This is a genomic window from Pseudomonas sp. B6001 (genome assembly GCF_013386015.1).
In the GTDB taxonomy this organism is placed as follows: domain Bacteria; phylum Pseudomonadota; class Gammaproteobacteria; order Pseudomonadales; family Pseudomonadaceae; genus Aquipseudomonas.
Genome location: NZ_JACAOX010000011.1, coordinates 166,066 through 182,340 on the forward strand (window position 1 = coordinate 166,066; position 16,275 = coordinate 182,340).

16 protein-coding genes are annotated in these 16,275 nt (G+C 59.2%); 8 read left to right on the forward strand and 8 right to left on the reverse strand.

Features of this window, described 5'->3' with window-relative positions:
- Window positions 1-45 precede the first annotated feature (45 nt).
- On the forward strand, window positions 46-435 hold the full coding sequence (locus tag HX821_RS13725) for a hypothetical protein (protein WP_003210719.1): 390 nt from the start codon (window positions 46-48) through the stop codon (window positions 433-435).
- Between the two features lie 3 nt (window positions 436-438).
- Here HX821_RS13725 and HX821_RS13730 read toward each other — a convergent pair whose 3' ends face one another.
- The 3 genes from HX821_RS13730 to HX821_RS13740 all read right to left on the reverse strand — a co-directional run bounded on the left by HX821_RS13730 (window position 439) and on the right by HX821_RS13740 (window position 2,485).
- The gene (locus HX821_RS13730; RefSeq protein ID WP_003210720.1) at window positions 439-1,305 is read right to left on the reverse strand and encodes a DUF6279 family lipoprotein; all 867 of its coding nucleotides are present in this window, start codon (window positions 1,303-1,305) and stop codon (window positions 439-441) included.
- Window positions 1,306-1,371: 66 nt separating this feature from the next.
- Window positions 1,372-2,097, reverse strand: coding sequence for a TorF family putative porin (locus tag HX821_RS13735; RefSeq protein ID WP_003210721.1), 726 nt, complete (start codon window positions 2,095-2,097; stop codon window positions 1,372-1,374).
- Between the two features lie 208 nt (window positions 2,098-2,305).
- On the reverse strand, window positions 2,306-2,485 hold the full coding sequence (locus HX821_RS13740; RefSeq protein WP_003210722.1) for a hypothetical protein: 180 nt from the start codon (window positions 2,483-2,485) through the stop codon (window positions 2,306-2,308).
- A gap of 323 nt (window positions 2,486-2,808) precedes the next feature.
- Between HX821_RS13740 and HX821_RS13745 the strand changes: the two genes are divergently transcribed.
- The 3 genes from HX821_RS13745 to HX821_RS13755 all read left to right on the forward strand — a co-directional run bounded on the left by HX821_RS13745 (window position 2,809) and on the right by HX821_RS13755 (window position 5,760).
- The gene (locus HX821_RS13745; RefSeq protein WP_076014775.1) at window positions 2,809-3,645 is read left to right on the forward strand and encodes a S1 RNA-binding domain-containing protein; all 837 of its coding nucleotides are present in this window, start codon (window positions 2,809-2,811) and stop codon (window positions 3,643-3,645) included.
- 53 nt (window positions 3,646-3,698) lie between these two features.
- Window positions 3,699-4,106 carry a DUF2177 family protein gene (locus HX821_RS13750; protein ID WP_177035913.1) on the forward strand — a complete coding sequence of 136 codons (408 nt, stop codon included), beginning with the start codon at window positions 3,699-3,701 and terminating at the stop codon, window positions 4,104-4,106.
- 211 nt (window positions 4,107-4,317) lie between these two features.
- Complete coding sequence (locus HX821_RS13755) at window positions 4,318-5,760, forward strand: NCS1 family nucleobase:cation symporter-1 (RefSeq protein WP_008438164.1); 1,443 nt, start codon at window positions 4,318-4,320, stop codon at window positions 5,758-5,760.
- On the opposite strand, the gene HX821_RS13760 is transcribed toward HX821_RS13755, so the two are convergent.
- Window positions 5,672-6,880 carry an MFS transporter gene (locus tag HX821_RS13760; RefSeq protein ID WP_003210726.1) on the reverse strand — a complete coding sequence of 403 codons (1,209 nt, stop codon included), beginning with the start codon at window positions 6,878-6,880 and terminating at the stop codon, window positions 5,672-5,674. The genes HX821_RS13755 and HX821_RS13760 overlap by 89 nt on opposite strands.
- 104 nt (window positions 6,881-6,984) lie before the next feature.
- Between HX821_RS13760 and HX821_RS13765 the strand changes: the two genes are divergently transcribed.
- The 3 genes from HX821_RS13765 (at window position 6,985) to HX821_RS13770 (ending at window position 10,679) form a co-directional block, all read left to right on the forward strand.
- Window positions 6,985-7,878, forward strand: coding sequence for a LysR family transcriptional regulator (locus tag HX821_RS13765; RefSeq protein ID WP_003210727.1), 894 nt, complete (start codon window positions 6,985-6,987; stop codon window positions 7,876-7,878).
- 137 nt (window positions 7,879-8,015) lie between these two features.
- Window positions 8,016-8,138 (forward strand): PA1414 family protein, encoded by a 123-nt coding sequence (locus HX821_RS31800; RefSeq protein ID WP_003210728.1) that lies wholly within the window; start codon window positions 8,016-8,018, stop codon window positions 8,136-8,138.
- A gap of 441 nt (window positions 8,139-8,579) precedes the next feature.
- Window positions 8,580-10,679 carry an FAD-dependent oxidoreductase gene (locus HX821_RS13770; protein WP_177035907.1) on the forward strand — a complete coding sequence of 700 codons (2,100 nt, stop codon included), beginning with the start codon at window positions 8,580-8,582 and terminating at the stop codon, window positions 10,677-10,679.
- Window positions 10,680-10,740: 61 nt separating this feature from the next.
- Here HX821_RS13770 and HX821_RS13775 read toward each other — a convergent pair whose 3' ends face one another.
- The 4 genes from HX821_RS13775 to speB form a co-directional block, all read right to left on the reverse strand.
- Window positions 10,741-12,123, reverse strand: a complete 1,383-nt coding sequence (locus HX821_RS13775) for a sodium:solute symporter (protein ID WP_003210730.1) — start codon at window positions 12,121-12,123, stop codon at window positions 10,741-10,743.
- 111 nt (window positions 12,124-12,234) lie between these two features.
- Complete coding sequence (locus tag HX821_RS13780; protein WP_003210731.1) at window positions 12,235-13,740, reverse strand: cytosine permease; 1,506 nt, start codon at window positions 13,738-13,740, stop codon at window positions 12,235-12,237.
- Between the two features lie 21 nt (window positions 13,741-13,761).
- Complete coding sequence (locus HX821_RS13785; protein ID WP_003210732.1) at window positions 13,762-14,187, reverse strand: nuclear transport factor 2 family protein; 426 nt, start codon at window positions 14,185-14,187, stop codon at window positions 13,762-13,764.
- A complete protein-coding gene (speB, locus tag HX821_RS13790; RefSeq protein WP_003210733.1) occupies window positions 14,187-15,137 on the reverse strand; it encodes an agmatinase in 951 nt (316 codons plus the stop codon). The genes HX821_RS13785 and speB overlap by 1 nt, the downstream gene beginning before the upstream one ends.
- Window positions 15,138-15,381: 244 nt before the next feature.
- On the opposite strand from speB, the gene HX821_RS13795 reads away from it, so the two are divergent.
- The gene (locus HX821_RS13795; RefSeq protein WP_003210734.1) at window positions 15,382-16,275 is read left to right on the forward strand and encodes a LysR family transcriptional regulator; all 894 of its coding nucleotides are present in this window, start codon (window positions 15,382-15,384) and stop codon (window positions 16,273-16,275) included.

Sequence of the window (16,275 nt, forward strand, 5' to 3'; positions counted from 1 at the left end):
ACACCTTTGAAGGGCCTATTTCGTGTGCCTTCAGGAGGAATCAGGATGACGACTTACGATTGGGATTTGATCGAACGACTGCTGCATGAGGTACAGAACGGTGGCGCCAGCTTCGCCCCACGCAAATACGCCGAGGAAGAAGCGACTAAAAGGGCCGCCGCCGGAGAGCCCATCGGTAATCTCGATGAATTTAAAAAGCTCGCGGCGGATTACGAGGCGTTGTTGTTCAAGCACGGCTTTATTGAGTCGCGGTCAGAGGAAGAGTGCGGCAATGGTGAGAACTTCAAATTGACCCAGCGCGGCTCACAGTTGCTGAGCCTGATCGACAGCTGTATCCCCGGTGATAATCACCCGCGTCAGGTGCTGGACGAGCAGGCGGATGCGCTGGATCCGGCGACGTTTGATGAACTGGCTTCCAAACCACAGATTGCCTGATGACTATGGGGTGCCAGCCTTCAGGCATTTAAGTGCCTTGAAGTCGCTGCGCACCTTGTCGATCTTTTGTGTCAGCTTCTGGCGTTGTTGCACGGTGCTTTCCGCCATCAGGTCGACGATCAGGCTGCGGGCAGCGGCTTCGGTCTGGGCGTAGGCCTGGCGATATTCCGGCGTCCACAGGCTTTCGCGGTTCACCAGCAGTTGCTCGATCTTCTGTGGGAAATCGCTGCTGTGGCGGTCTTTGACGGCTGCAATAAATAGTGTTTGCCAGTGGGCGCGGTTGCCAATCCATTGTTGGTTCTGCTCACCCAAGGCGATCGACCAGGCGGTGACGCGATTCTGCTGGCTGGCACTTAACGGCCCGAGCCACGCATCGAGGCGCTTGTTCATGCGCTCGGCGCGTTCCTTGATCTGCTGCTCGAGGGGCGGTTTCAGGTATTCGTCCTGACGCTTGCGCAGGTCCTTGGCGAACGCTTGCTCCATATCCTGTACTTGCTGGTCGTCCAGCCCCTGCAGTAGCTCGACGGCGGACGGCGTGATCGCACGGGCGCTCTCGGCAATGGCTTGTTTGGCTTCGGCGGTACGGGTTTGCAGGGCGGCGTCAGTCACCTGGTTGGTGTCGACCATCTGTTGCAGGCGATCGAGCCAGTCCAGGTAGCCCGGCAATTGTGTGGTGCAATGCCAGGCCAAGTGTTCCTTGAGTGTGTCGTTGAACCAGCTCTTCTGCCCGGCGTTCATTTCCAGGTAGTCGCTGAGGGTCCAGGGGATGATCACATCCAGATTGCGATAGGCCAGGCCCACCCGATTGCAGCCGGCAAGCACCAGGCTGAGGGTCAGCAACATCACCAGAAATTTTAACCGACGCAGCATGAGCGAGTCCTTGCGCAGACGAGAGTATTGCATCTGAACCCGTCAGGGCAGCGACAGTTCAGCCCATCAATAAAACGCCCGCTCGGCCTTCAGGGTCAACAGCCCGTCGCATTGCGAGTTGTGTCCGGAGTAGGCCGAGCAATCGCCGCCGCTGAGGCTGGAGTCGCTGTAGATCAGGTTCAGGTCGACGCCCATCCATGGCCTGGAAAATTGTACCGACCAGTCGCTGAAGCTGCGGATCGAGCTGCCATCGGCCACCGAGACCGGGGTGCCGAGCTGGTGGGTGGTGTATTTCATGCTGACGCCGATGCCGAACGGCTTGGTGCCGCCGAGGTCGGCGAACAGGGTGCTGTCCTGCCGGTCCGGGTCGTTGCTGAAGGAGGCGCCAAAGCGATTGCCCAGCAAGGTCAGGCCGCCGTAGAACTCCTGGCTGTCGAGGGGGCTCAGCTTGGGATAGCTGTAGTGAATCATCCCCAGTTCATAACCCAGGGTCTGGTCGAAGGGGCGTTTGAAACCCAGGTAGGAGTCGACTTCCAGGTTGCTGGTAGGGGAAATGCCCATGCTCGGTGAGAATTGGCCGAGGTACAGGCCGCTGCCGTGGCTCAGGTCCAGGCCGCCATGGAACGAGTCGCTCCCGGGTGCCGTGGGCTTTACCAGGCCTTGAGCCATGCTTCGGCTGGGTGTCGTGCCCAATTTCAGGTCGAAATCACCCAATTCACGCTGGAAAACCTGCGCTTCGGCGAGGGGGCTGGCCAACAGGGCACCGGCCAGGAATATGCAGGATTTGAGCATGCTTCACTCCATGAAAAGCGAGGAGCAGTAACGGGAAATATCAGGCAAATGCCCGATCTAGACGTGTGCAAGCATACCGGCGATGGTTCGCAGATGAGGCCCGTTCGTCGATTGGCGTAATAAAGGGGTGTATCAGGGGGTAGTGCGGGCTCTAGTCCTAGCGCCTTGAAAGGCAAAGCGCATAGGGACCAGGTGTAATGCGCGAGTCTTACTTTTTACCCAGGGTGATCTGCTTGGACGGGCCGAAAGTCTGGCCGCTTACGCCTTTGGCAATCTGCTGGATTTCGCCGCCCTGCTTGAGGAATGCAGCAATTTGGCTGTTGATCGATTCGCTGGTTTCAACGGCGGGAGCTGGCTTTGCTTTGCTGTTGGATGCTTTTACGCGCATGGCGGCCACTAACCTGTAGAAAATTAACTTGGCCATGCATCGTACATGAAATGCTTGACAATTGCTTGGCAAATATCCCCCTGAAATATACGCAGGGTTTATGAATCGCCTGGATTATTAAGTGAAATACTCACCTAACTTGCTGTTTTAACTCGAATCCCTCGAGGAAATCCGGCCGTGGGTACTGGCCGGATTCAGCCCGATGACCTGACGAGCGGGGCGCTTCTCGGCAAACCCATGATTTTTCAGGCCTGTACGCCGGTACGCGGGACCGCCGTCGTCAACTCGGGTAGAATGCCGCCCACGCAATGAGGGTATTTGAGATGGCTTTAGTCGGGCGCTACAACAGCTTGCAAGTGGTTAAACACACTAACTTTGGTTTGTACCTGGATGGTGATCAAGAGGGCGAAATCCTCTTGCCCAACCGATATATCCCCAAAGATATTCCCAGTGAAGATGAAGACTGGCTCAACGTTTTCATTTATCTGGACAGCGATGACAAACTTATCGCGACCACCGAAAAACCAAAAGTACAGGTGGGTGAATTTGCCAGTCTGAAAGTGGTTGAAGTCAACAGTATCGGTGTATTCCTCGATTGGGGCCTGCCCAAGGATCTGCTGCTGCCTTACTCCGAAGAAAAGCGCCAGCTGACCGCCGGTGAGTATTGCGTGGTACACGTCTACCTCGACAAACACACCAAGCGCATCACCGCCACCGCACGCCTTGACCGCTACCTGGACAAGACCCCGGCCACCTACAAGGTCGGCCAGGAAGTTGACTTGCTGGTGGCCGAAGCCACCGACATGGGCTTCAAGGCCATTATCAACAACAAGCACTGGGGCCTGATCCACAAGAACGAAGTGTTCAAGTTCCTGCGCCCGGGCAAGGAAGAGAAAGGCTTCATCAAGGAAATCCGCGCCGACGGCAATATCAGCCTGAGCCTGCAGCCTGTGGGTGAAGAAGCGGCCTCCAGCCTGAACTCGAAGATCCTCGCCAAGTTGCGCGACAACAACGGCACCTTGCCGGTCAGCGATAAAAGCGACCCGGCACTGATCAGCAGTTTGTTCGGTGTCAGCAAAGGCAACTTCAAGAAGGCCATCGGCGCCCTCTACAAGCAGGGTCACATCGTGATCCACGCGGATCGCATTGAACTAAGCTGATCGCGGTTTGCTCTTCTGTAGGAGCACGCTTGCTCCTGCAGAAGGCCGCCTCAATGTCCAGAAAAACGCTTTTCGCCTACCTCGGTACGTTGCTTGCCTTTCTGATTCTTGACGGCCTGTGGCTCGGTGTCCTCATGGGCCCGACCTACAAAGCGCTGCTCGGTCCGTTGATGCTTGATCAGCCGCGCCTGTTCCCAGCCGTGGCGTTCTATCTCCTCTATGTATTCGGTTGTGTGGTGCTTGTCGTGCTGCCTGCGTTGGCGAGCGGCGGCTGGCAGCGTGCCGCGCGGCTTGGTGCACTCCTGGGATTGGTAGCCTACGGCACCTATGACCTGAGCAATTGGGCAACCCTGCAGGGCTGGTCGGCCGGTTTGGCCTTCATGGACATCGCCTGGGGCACCTTCCTGACTGCCGTTTGCTGCACCGTGGGCTATCAATGTGCGCGCAGGGTGCACAATTGATTGTGTACAGGATTGCCCTGCACCATCCCTGAGCGAATCATCACCGTTCAATCGTCTCTACGCCTCCTGAAGAGCCAAGCTCCACGGGGGATTGTGCCGAGTTTTATTGCATTGGCACGCATTCTGCTCAACAACTCGTATACAAACCATGTCGCCTCCCGTACGCACTCCCGTCGCGGGTGGCAGGCCGGTATTTACGAGGAGCCCTGCGATGACCGAACAATTGCCCAAAGGCTACAGCCCGCGCCTGTACAACCAGGACCTGGGACCGCTGCCGCAAAAATGGAACTGGTACAACATCTTCGCCTTCTGGATGAGCGACGTGCACAGCGTCGGCGGCTACGTATTCGCCGCCAGCCTGTTCGCCCTGGGGCTGGCCAGTTGGCAGGTATTGATCGCCTTGCTCGCCGGGATTTGCATTGTGCAATTGATCGCCAACCTGGTGGCCAAGCCGAGCCAGCAGGCGGCAGTGCCGTACCCGGTAATCTGCCGGTTGGCCTTTGGGGTATTCGGGGCGAATATCCCGGCGGTGATTCGTGGGTTGATCGCAGTGGCCTGGTACGGGATCCAGACATACCTGGCGTCCAGTGCATTGATCATCGTGGTGCTGCGCTTTTTCCCACAGATGGCGGTATACGCAGAACCGCACTTTGCCGGCCTGTCGTACCTGGGCTGGTTCGGTTTCCTCAGCCTGTGGACGCTCCAGGCGCTGGTGTTCTGGGCGGGCATGGAGTCCATCCGTCGTTTCATCGACTGGGCGGGGCCTGTGGTCTATGCGGTGATGTTTGCCCTGGCAGGCTGGATCGTCTGGAAGGCTGGCTGGGCCAATATCAGCTTCACCCTGGCGGAAAAATCCCTATCAGGCTGGCAGGCGTTTGGCCAAATCATCGTGGCAACCGCGTTGGTGGTGTCGTACTTTTCCGGGCCGACCTTGAACTTCGGTGATTTCAGCCGCTACTGCCGCACGATGAAAGACGTGCGTCGCGGAAATTTCTGGGGCTTGCCAGTAAATTTCCTGGCGTTCTCCCTGGTCACCGTGGTGATCGTCTCGGGCACCTTGCCGGTGTTCGGCGAAATGCTCCACGACCCGATTGCCACCGTTTCGCGCATCGACAATGACATGGCTGTGTTGCTGGGGGCGTTCGCCTTTGTCACTGCGACTATCGGCATCAACATCGTGGCCAACTTCGTCTCGCCGGCCTTTGACTTCGCCAACGTGGCACCGAGCAAAATCAGCTGGCGTGCCGGTGGAATGATTGCGGCGGTGGCCTCGATCTTCATCACCCCATGGAACCTGTTCAACAACCCGCTGATGATCCACTACACCCTCGATATCCTCGCCGCGTTTATCGGGCCGTTGTTCGGGATTCTGCTGGTGGATTTCTACCTGATCAAAAAACAGAAGATCGACGTGGATGCGCTGTTCGATGACAGCCCGAGCGGGCGCTACTACTTTGACGGCGGCGTGAACTGGACGGCGGTCAAGGCACTGGTGCCCGCGACGCTGGTAGGCGTCGCGATCACCTTCACCCCGGCGCTGCAGGGCATGGCCAATTTCGCCTGGTTTACCGGCTGCTTCCTGGGTGGGCTGTTTTTCCTGGTGTTGGCGCGGCGTGAACAGGTTCGCGCGCCTGTGTCGATGGTTGCCGGCTGACCAGCACCGATCCGGCCACCAACAAGCCGGCGCCTGCTACCACCAGCGCCGGTTGCAGGCCACCGCTGAGGTGGCTGCTCACCGACGCCAGCAACGGACCGCTCAATTGGCCGATCGCAAAGCTGGCGGTCAGCAACCCGGTGCTGCGCTGGTAGCCGTGGGGGGCGACCTCACGCAAGCGCGCCATCACCAGTTGCATGCACGCCAGGAATGGCCCACCGCACAGCAACACCCCCAGCGCCAGCCCCCAACCGTTGCCCAGCAGGCAGGCAAACACGCCGGCCGCTTGCAGCCAAAGGGTTGTCATCAGCCAGCGACGGGTAGTGTCCGGGTCCTTGCGGCGCAAACTTGCCGCCACCACGCCAATCGCGGCAGCCAGGCCAAAGCAGGGCCAGAACAGGTCTGCTTGCCATGCGCCCTTGAATTGCGCGCTGGCCATCTGTGACAGGAATGTCGCCGGGATGATGTAGCCAAGGCCATACAACACGTAGATCCAGCACAGGTGTGTGATGCTGCCGTTGCTGGCCACGTCGGTGTGGCTGGCAGCGGGCGAGTCGGCAGCAGAAGGCTTGGGCAGGAACGGCAGGATTGCCAGCAGCATGACCAGGGCGACTACCCCATACACCAGCCACAAGGTTGCAGAGTCTTGCCCCAACAGGTTGGAGCCCAGCGCCAGCAACCCGGTCAACAGAATTCCCAGCCCCGGCCCCGCAAATACCAGCGCACCCAGGCGTGGGCGCCCGGCCGCAATGGCCAGCGGCTGGCTCAGGCTGGTAATCATCACCAGCGCCCAGGCACTGGCTACACCGGTACCAAAGCGCAACAACAGATGCGGCCAGAACCCGTGGGCCCAGTACGACGCCAGGGTCAGCAGCACACACAGCCACAGCCCACCGTACAAACGCCCGCGTACATGATGATGGCTGCGGGCAAAGATCGAATCCACCGCACCGACGAAATAACCCAGGTAGTTGGCCGCCGCAATCAGGCCGGCGCCGGTCAGGTCGATTTGCCCTTCACTGAGCAAATGCGGCATTTGCGGGGTGAGCGCGAATCGACCTATGCCCATGGCCATCATCAGGGCGATAAAGCTGGCGAGTAAGCGGATCAGCGGTGACATGGTGGTTTTTCCTGGGAGCAGCGAGTGACCATCAGGCTAAAGCGGATTGACTTTCTTTAAAAATGAATAATAGTGAGTAACTTGTTCAGTTTTGGAGAATGGTGATGGAGTTCAGTCAATTGCGGATTTTCCAGGCCGTGGCCGAGGAAGGCTCCATCACCCGTGCCGCTGAGCGCTTGCACCGGGTGCCGTCCAACCTGTCGACCCGGCTTAAACAGATGGAAGAACAACTGGGCGTCGAACTGTTCGTGCGCGAGCGCCAGCGCTTGCAGCTTTCTCCTGCAGGCAAAGTGCTGCTGGACTACAGTGCGCGCCTGCTGGCCCTGCATGACGAAGCCCATGGCGCGGTGCAAGGCGGGCAACCGGCTGGAGACTTTGTGCTCGGCAGCATGTACAGCACGGCGGCGATTCATTTGCCCAAGCTGCTGGCGCGTTACCACAAGGCGTATCCGATGGTGAACCTGCAGGTGCAGTCAGCTCCCAGCGGTGAACTGCTGGAAGGCTTGATCACCGGGCGCCTGGACGCCGCATTGGTGGATGGGCCGTTGACCCTGGCCACCCTCGACGGCGTGCCGCTGTGCGAAGAGCGCCTGCTGCTGATCTGCGAGGCGGATCATCCGCCGGTGCGTGGGCCGCAGGATGTTGCCGGCCGTTCGGTGTTCACTTTCCGACGCAGTTGTTCTTATCGGGCGCGCCTGGAAGCCTGGTTTTCCCACGATCGCGTGGCCATGGGCCGGGCCATCGAGATCGAGTCCTACCAGGGCATGCTGGCCTGTGTAATCGCCGGTTCCGGCGTGGCGTTGATGTCGGAATCGATGCTCGACAGCCTGCCGGGCAAGGACAGCGTGTCCATTCATCCGCTGGCCGAGCCTTTTGCCAGCGCCACCACCTGGTTGATGTGGCGCAAGGGCATGCTCGGCGCTAACCTCAATGCGTGGATTGACCTGCAGCAGGAGGGCAAGGTGCTACCGGAAACCGAAACCCGAGCGATTGCTTGAACGATCCGTCAGGATTTTGATCAATTCAGTAATAGTTCGTTGTGGTTTCGTTCAAGCAATACGTAAGACTTAAGACTACTATCTGTAGGAAGCGGCCACAGAATTCCAGCCGCTCGGCATTACCCCAAGGGGGCACCATGAAAGAGAAACTGCAAAACTGGCTGCACGACCTCGGCGTCGCACTCGGCTTGATCGAGCCACCGCTGCAACCGGTGCCAATCCGCACCGATGACGAGCAGCGTCGCCCGCGTCGCAGGTAAGTCCTGGAAAGCGCTCAAGCATGTTTGTTTGGGCGCGGCCAGGAGGTTTGCCTATGTATTGGAGTCATGATTGATCATGACCCGTTGCTGTGTACTTCAATTCTTCGTCTGGCTTTGGCCGGACGTTTTCATTTCCGGGGTTTGGTGATTTTCTCAAGACACCTGCTTTCGGAATAATCCTTCAAATATTTAATTTAACAATGCCACGGTAATACCGATTGGTAGTCCGGACGTGTGCGCGTCAGTCGAGTTTTGCCATTAAGTATCGGAATTGGACTACCTGTTTGTCAGAGTCGACGGGCTTATTTGATTATTAGGATAGGCGTAGGTTGAGTTTCATCACGAAAAGATTTGTATCGTTTGCAGTTCTTGCAAGCCCCCAACTTCATTGAGTTGCGCTCTCCGGAGTATGAGCCAGTCAGAACTGTTGGAGACAAAACCATGATGTTCTCTTCCGTTCCGCCAGTCGCCGCGTCACTCATTGCCACCACCGAAAACATCTTGCATATCGCCCGTGCATCGCGTGGCTGGAAAGCTGATGCACCCGGCAACGTGGTGTTTTTCCCGCCGACGTTAACCAAGCAGGCTCTGCTTATACAGATTGCACTGCTGCGCCCATCAACGCTCGTTGTCGCAGACCAGGTTATTGATGCCGACGTCATCAACCAATGGCGTATATCCCACCCATTTGGCGAACTCTATTTGGTCCGCAGAGGTACAAGTCTGGATAAGATCCGATTGGATCTGTGCGAGCGCAACAATGTTCGAGTGATTAACACGCCAGGGGTCAATGCGCCGCATGTTGCTGCCTATGTTGCGCACTGGCTGACGCTGGCCGATGGCTCCTTGCCCCGTGACATCTGTGTACTGGGATACGGCAATGTAGGGAAAGAGCTTGTTAAGTTGTTGCTTGCTCGAGATCCGGATGTTCGGATTAAGGTGTTGGATCGACGCGATCGAGTGCCGGACAGTTTCGGGAAAGCCTCTTCCGATTGTAGGGTTTCATTGGTTGACGACTGGCTTGAGGCGCTCGAGGGGGCCAATGCAGTCGCCCTATGCTTATCCCTGAATGATGAATCCATTTATCGCATTGATCGGACCCTCATTCAGTGCCTGCACAGAAAGGCTCGCCTTGTCTGTGTCGCCAAGCCGGATGTCTTTAGCGACGATGCGTTGCAGACCCTGGCAATCTCCGAAGACATCCAGCTCATATTGGACTACGGCCCCAGGACACTGGATGCGTTTCGGGTGCGCACACAAGCGCTCGGCTGCAGTGTCTCCACGTGGTACAAGCCGGCGACGCTGACCACACAGGCGGCCACCACCGAAGCCTGCCATTGCGACCTCGACTATGCGGTCTCGGTGCAACTGAGCTTGATGGCCTTGCGCGGCCTTGTCCGGCGCAAACTCGCACACTCTTTGGCGATCCCCTCTCGGCAAGCCGATGCCGGTGCGCCGCGTGTGTCGATCATCGGCAGAGGTATCAACGGGCTGCTCCAAGCCGTGATGTTCCGCCTGGCAAATTATCAGGTCACGGTTTACGGAGGAAATCAGCAGCGCGATGGTGCCAGTCACAAGCAGGTGAACATGCGTCATCTGTCAGCAACGGAGACGACTGCAAAACCGCTGCCTAACGATTACCTGACTCCCGCAAATCAGTACCTGGCCATTGAGTGCAATCGCGCAGGCATCGAGCTGTTTGAAAAATTCCTGGCCGACAACCCATCGCTGGCACGATTTGCACGATCGCGAATTGTACGAGCCTATGTGGACGACTCCAGTGGCACGGAGGCCGCGATCCGCGAGCAACGGGATATTGAAAACAGGCCATGGCCGAGTGGCAAGCCGGGGCGAGAGCTTGCAGAGATCAGTCAGCTGCAATTCCAGGCAATGTATGGAGTTCCCGAGGTCGGGCGGGCGATTGAGGTGTCGGGCTACGATCTGGAATTTATCCATTTAATGGATGAGATGGTGACGCTTTTGCAGCGCTCAGGGGTTGAGTTCCTGCCACGGCACCTGAGTCCGGTCCAAATTGCCGATCTGAGTAGAGAGCACTTTGTCGTCACGGCCATGGGGGTGGACGAGCCAGAGGTCATCCCGATCATTGGCTGGTTTTTCAAGCTGCGCGCCGTTGATGATGAAGGTGTCGACATGCGCGGACTCAAGCTGCAGTACGACCTGCCAATCGGCGTCATGAATTGCCGCCTGGACGGGAACTGCATCCTTGTCTCCGCCGGGCAGGTGCCGCCCGATTCGACGCCGCAGTACAAGGAACAGATACGGGCGGCGTGCCTGGCTGCCGTTTCTCGACACTTTCCAAAGTCCTGCAGCCGCGCAATCGAACGTGGCGACTTGCAACAAATCGAATGTGCCAGGCCCGGCACCGCAGATGGACTTTCAATCGTGCATTGGTCCGCCTACAACCGCATTGTCGCGGGGGCAACTTATGCCGGGGGCACCACGCAGGGATTGGTATGGGCCTCTTTGGTCCAGGAAGTCATCCAGGCCAGAGCGCCGGCGGTTTCGGCAATGTGGGAATAAAAAAAACGGGTGCGACATCCGACGTCGCACCCGCTGAAGAAAGCTACTTTCAACTATTCGTTCAGATCGCCCGAGCCGCAACAGCCTCCGGACGACGCGACAGCAAGCTCACCAGCACAAAACTCACCAGGCCCACACCCAGGCTGTAGTAGATCGGCGTATTGGCGTCCAAACCATCCTTGATCATGAACACCAGCGCGGTCACAAAACCCAGGGTCATGGAGGTGATCGCCCCGGAAGTCGTCGCACGTTTCCAGAAAATCGCCCCGATCAGCGGGATCAACATGCCGCCCACCAACAGGTTGTACGCCAGGGTCAGTGCGCTGATCACATCACTCACCACCAGCGCGATACCCAACACAGCGATACCGGTCAGCAAGGTAAACAGACGGTTGATCTTCAAGCTCGACTGCTTGCCACCACGCAGGCGCGGCAGCAGGTCTTCGGTCAATACGGTGGAAGCGGCGAGCAAGCCGGCGCTGGCGGTGGACATCATCGCAGCCAGTGCAGCGGCGATCACCAGGCCGCGGATACCGTCGGGCAGCGAGACTTTGACGATGGCGGCGAACGCATTGTTGACGTTGTCCAGGTCCGGGATCAGTACGTGGGCGGCCATGCCGATCAGCGCACAGGCCAGGCCGTAGAGGATGCAGTAGAAACCGGCGAAGGTGCCTGCGTACTGGGCGACCTTTTCGTCACGGGCGGTGAACACCCGTTGCCAGATGTCCTGGCCGATCAGGATGCCGAAGAAGTAGATCATGAAGTAGGTGATGATGGTGTCCCAGCCGATTTCAGTGAAGCTGAAATTCGACGCGGGCAGCTTGGCCACCAATTCATCCCAACCGCCGACGCGGTACAGACAGATTGGCAGCAGGATAAACATCAGGCCGACCGTCTTGATCACGAACTGCACGATGTCGGTCAGGGTCAGCGACCACATGCCGCCAATGGTCGAGTACACCACCACCACGCCACCGCCTACCAATACCGACATCCAGAACGGCAGGTCGAACAACACTTGCAGCACGGTGCCGATGGCCAGGATCGAGGTCACGCCGATCATCAGCGCGTAGGCCAGCATGATCACCGCACTGGCCTGGCGGGCCATGGGGTTGTAGCGTTTCTCCAGGACCTGGGTCACGGTGAAGATTTTCAGTTTCAGCAGCGGCTTGGCCAGGAACAGGTTCAGCGCAATGATCCCCGCGCCCAGCGCGGCGCACAGCCAGAAACCGGAAATACCATGTACATAGCCCAGGCGCACGGTGCCGACGGTGGACGCACCGCCCAGCACCGTGGCAGCCATGGTGCCCATGTACAGCGTCGGGCCGAGGTTGCGGCCGGCCACCAGGTAGTCTTCATGGGTCTTGGCGCGGCGCATGCCGTAGTAGCCGAGCACCAGCATGCCGGCGGCGTAGATGAGGACGACGAATAGATCTAAGGCCATGACGGCGAGTCTCCGATTATCTTTTTTATGTGGGGCTAAAGGGGGCTGTGTGGCGAGGGAGCGTGCTCCCGCTGGGCTGCATTGCAGCCCCAATCCATTCCACGCAATTCATCAGGCGGCCTCGCGACTGCTGCGCAGTCGAACGGGAGCAGGCTCCCTCGCCACAGTCGGCCCGTAGACGGCAGCCGGTTCAGGGAACACGCGAAGCAGTGTCAGGTACACCAGCGAGGCCAGGCCCAGGGTCACCGGCAAGCTGATGTCGATGCCATCGGCGAGGTTGCCCAGCGGCCCGACAAACTGCCCCGGCAGGTTGACGAAGCACAGGCCCACCAGCGCACTCGGGATCCAGGCCCCCAGGCCGCGCCAGTTCCAGCCATGGCTGAACCAGTAGCGCCCGCCGGTTTCGCCGCGAGTGAACACTTGCAGGTCATCCGGGCAGTAGTAACCCCGGCGCACGATCAGGCCGATGATCATCATCACCATCCACGGCGTGGTGCAGGTGATGATCAGCACGGCGAAGGTCGACACGCTCTGCACCAGGTTGGCGGCGAAACGTCCGATAAAGATGAAGGCAATCGACATCACCCCGATCAGCAGCGTCGCCTTGACCCGGGACAGCAGGCGCGGGAATACGCTGGACATGTCCAGGCCGGTGCCATACAGCGAGGTGGTGCCGGTGGACATGCCGCCGATCACCGCGATCAGGCACACCGGCAGGAAGAACCAGCTCGGTGCCACCGCCAGCAGGCCGCCGACATAGTTGTTGGCCGCGATATAGTCCGGTGCCTTGACTGCCACGATGGTCGCGGTGGCCAGGCCGAACAGGAACGGGATCAAGGTGGCGATCTGCGCGAACACCACCGCCAGCATGATCCGCATCTTCGAGGTTTCCCGCGGGATGTAGCGCGACCAGTCACCGAGGAACGCGCCGAAGGAAATCGGGTTGCTCATGGCCACCAGTGCTGCACCGATAAACGCCGCCCAGAAGCCGGTCTGGCCGAGGGCAACGGTGCCGGCGAAGTGGCTGTCGAAGGCCGGCGCGAAGGCGAAGATCCCCAGCAGGAACAGCAGGCTCGCCGCCCACACTGCGATGCGGTTGACCCACAGCATGAAGCGAAAGCCGTAGATGCACACAGTCAGCACGAGAATGGCGAAGACGCCGTAGGCCAGGCCCAGGGTCAGGTCGGTTTCCGGCAAGCCCACCAGACGTTTCGCACCGCCCACCAGTGCATCGCCTGAACTCCACACCGACAGTGAAAAGAACGCGATAGCGGTCAGCAGCGACAGGAACGAGCCGACAATCCGCCCGTGCACACCAAAATGCGCACCGGAAGACACGGCGTTGTTGGTGCCATTGATCGGACCGAACAGACCCATGGGGGCGAGGATCACCGCACCCACCAGCACGCCCAGCACAATCGCCCAGACGCCGGCCTGGAACGACAAGCCAAACAGCACCGGAAAGCTCCCCAGCACCGCGGTGGCGAAGGTGTTGGCACCGCCGAAAATCAGGCGAAACAAATCCTTCGGCCCGGCGGTACGTTCGTGGTCCGGGATCTGTTCGACGCCGTTGGTTTCTATGTTGCGAATACTGTTTTCGTTGTTTTTATTATTCATGATCTGCTCCGATCACATTGGCTAATGGGGCGGCAGCCCTTCCGGCATAGCGGACAAATGTTCGTGACAGGCCAGCCACAGGCCTTCTTTTTGTTGTGTGCGATCCCCTTGCCGCTTGAAGACAATGGTCTCGCGTTCCTGGCTAAAGAATTGCTCCCCGTTCATGCGCAGCTCGGTGGCCACGTCATGCACAAATACCGCGACGTCACCGTGCAGGCTGACGAAAGCGTTGCTTGAGGTGCAGGACAGCACCTCAAATCCCTCGTCCCGGCGCCAGCTGTCCCACAACACCTGGTAGGCATCGCGACTCAGCAGCGGCTGGGGGAGGGTGTAGAACACGAAGCTGGCGTCGGCACTGAACGCACCGAAGTAGGCATCGCGATCATTGCGGGCGAAGGCCGACACCAGGTCGGCCGCGGCTTTTAATACCTCGGCCTGGGCGCTCATCAGCGGTGCGCCACGCCCGGCAATACGCAGAGCATTTCGTACAGCAGGTTGGCGCCCAGCAGCGAGGTGTTGCCGGTGGTGTCGTACGGCGGCGAAACTTCTACCAGGTCGCAACCAATCAGATCCAGGCCTTGGCAGCCGCGGATGATTTCAATCGCCTGGATCGTGGTCAAGCCACCGATTTCCGGGGTGCCGGTGCCGGGCGCCCAGGCTGGGTCGATGCCGTCGATATCGAAGCTCAAGTACACCGGGCCACCGCCGACTTTCTCGCGCACTTCAGCCATCAGAGGCGCCAGGGAGTGATGCCAGCATTCTTCGGCCTGGACCACACGGAAGCCCTGTTTGCGGCTCCAGTTGAAGTCTTCGGCGGTGTAGCCCTGGGCGCGCAGGCCGATTTGCACCACGCGGTCGCAATCCAGCAAGCCTTCTTCCACCGCGCGGCGGAAGGTGGTGCCGTGGGCGATTTTCTCGCCGAACATGTGGTCGTTGACGTCAGCGTGGGCATCGATGTGCACCAGCCCGACCTTGCCGTGTTTCTTGTGGATCGCCCGCAGGATCGGCAGGGTGATGGTGTGGTCACCGCCCAGGGTCATCGGGATCACATTGTGTTCGAGGATCTCGTCGTAGGCTTCTTCGATGATGCGCACAGCGTCCAGCAGGTTGAAGGTGTTGATCGCCACGTCGCCGATGTCGGCAACCGACAGCGAGTCAAACGGCGCGGCGCCGGTGGCCATGTTGTAAGGGCGGATCATCACCGATTCGGCGCGAATTTCCCGCGGCCCGAAACGGGTGCCGGCACGCAGGGAGGTGCCGATGTCCAGGGGCACGCCGACGAAGGCGGCATCCAGGCCCTTGGCCGATTGCAGATGGGGAAGACGCATCATGGTGGCGATGCCGGCGAAGCGCGGCATTTCGTTGCCGCCCAGTGGTTGGTGGAAAATCTTGTCCACGGGATTGCCTCATCGTTTTGTTTATTAGAAGCCGATTCTGCGAAATGCATGGGAAGGGAAGAATCGGCAGGGGCAAATACTTAGTTCAGATTTTTCTAAACTAATGCCTGAGGTAAACTCGGTTCAAATGTGGGAGCGGGCTTGCTTGCGAATACGGTGTGTCAGTCACGGAGGGTTCGATTGATCCACCGCATTCGCGAGCAAGCCCGCTCCCACAGGTTTTATGTTTGCCTCTGGAGAGCCCATGGCCAACGCCTTGCCCGACCTGAAACTCCTGCGCATCTTCGTCAGCGTCGTGCGGCACCAGGGTTTCGCCAATGCCCAGCACGAACTCAACCTGTCGACCTCGGCCATCAGCACTTACATGAGCCAGCTGGAAGCCGCGTTGGGCCTGGTGCTGTGCCATCGCGGGCGGGGCGGGTTCAGCCTCACCAGCAAGGGCGAGTTGTTCCATCAGGAAACCCTGCGCCTGCTGGGCGAGCTGGAAGGCTTCGAGCAATACGCCGCCGCGCTCAAAGGCGAACTGCGCGGCACCCTGAAACTCGGCGTACTCGACTCCACCGTCAGCGACAAGGCCTTGCCGTTTGCCGAAGTGATCGGCGCCTACAGTCAGGAACACCCGGCGGTGCATTTGCACCTGTCGGTGATGAGTCCTTACGAGTTGCAACTCGGCGTCCAGGATAATCGCCTGGACCTGGCCATCGGTGCGTTTTCCAACCGGATGAGCGGGCTGATTTATATGCCGCTGTACCGCGAACAGCACTGGCTGTATTGCAGCACCCGTCACCCATTGTTCAACGAGCGGCGCATTCCCGAACAAGTCATCACCCAGCAACGCATGGTCGGTCGTGGTTACTGGAGCCAGGCCGAACTGGCGCGTCACGGCTTCAAGCACAGCGCCGCCACGGTGGAAAGTATGGAGGCGCAATTGATCCTGGTGCTGTCCGGCGCCTATATCGGCTACCTCCCTGAACACTACGCCCAGGCCTGGGCCGACAAAGGGGATTTGCGGGTACTGCTGCCGGCAACCTTTGGTTACCAGGCGCCGTTCTCGATGATCATGCGCCGGGGCCGCAGCCGCGAACCCCTGATCCAGACCTTCCGCGATTTACTCAAAGCCCAGCTCAACCAGGCCTGA

Bases quoted from the DNA above. Each gene is read 5' to 3' on its own strand.
- HX821_RS13725 (WP_003210719.1), top strand. From the start codon at position 46: ATGACGACTTACGATTGGGATTTGATCGAACGACTGCTGCATGAGGTA.
- HX821_RS13730 (WP_003210720.1), bottom strand. From the start codon at position 1,305: ATGCTGCGTCGGTTAAAATTTCTGGTGATGTTGCTGACCCTCAGCCTG.
- HX821_RS13735 (WP_003210721.1), bottom strand. From the start codon at position 2,097: ATGCTCAAATCCTGCATATTCCTGGCCGGTGCCCTGTTGGCCAGCCCC.
- HX821_RS13740 (WP_003210722.1), bottom strand. From the start codon at position 2,485: ATGCGCGTAAAAGCATCCAACAGCAAAGCAAAGCCAGCTCCCGCCGTT.
- HX821_RS13745 (WP_076014775.1), top strand. From the start codon at position 2,809: ATGGCTTTAGTCGGGCGCTACAACAGCTTGCAAGTGGTTAAACACACT.
- HX821_RS13750 (WP_177035913.1), top strand. From the start codon at position 3,699: ATGTCCAGAAAAACGCTTTTCGCCTACCTCGGTACGTTGCTTGCCTTT.
- HX821_RS13755 (WP_008438164.1), top strand. From the start codon at position 4,318: ATGACCGAACAATTGCCCAAAGGCTACAGCCCGCGCCTGTACAACCAG.
- HX821_RS13760 (WP_003210726.1), bottom strand. From the start codon at position 6,880: ATGTCACCGCTGATCCGCTTACTCGCCAGCTTTATCGCCCTGATGATG.
- HX821_RS13765 (WP_003210727.1), top strand. From the start codon at position 6,985: ATGGAGTTCAGTCAATTGCGGATTTTCCAGGCCGTGGCCGAGGAAGGC.
- HX821_RS31800 (WP_003210728.1), top strand. From the start codon at position 8,016: ATGAAAGAGAAACTGCAAAACTGGCTGCACGACCTCGGCGTCGCACTC.
- HX821_RS13770 (WP_177035907.1), top strand. From the start codon at position 8,580: ATGATGTTCTCTTCCGTTCCGCCAGTCGCCGCGTCACTCATTGCCACC.
- HX821_RS13775 (WP_003210730.1), bottom strand. From the start codon at position 12,123: ATGGCCTTAGATCTATTCGTCGTCCTCATCTACGCCGCCGGCATGCTG.
- HX821_RS13780 (WP_003210731.1), bottom strand. From the start codon at position 13,740: ATGAATAATAAAAACAACGAAAACAGTATTCGCAACATAGAAACCAAC.
- HX821_RS13785 (WP_003210732.1), bottom strand. From the start codon at position 14,187: ATGAGCGCCCAGGCCGAGGTATTAAAAGCCGCGGCCGACCTGGTGTCG.
- HX821_RS13795 (WP_003210734.1), top strand. From the start codon at position 15,382: ATGGCCAACGCCTTGCCCGACCTGAAACTCCTGCGCATCTTCGTCAGC.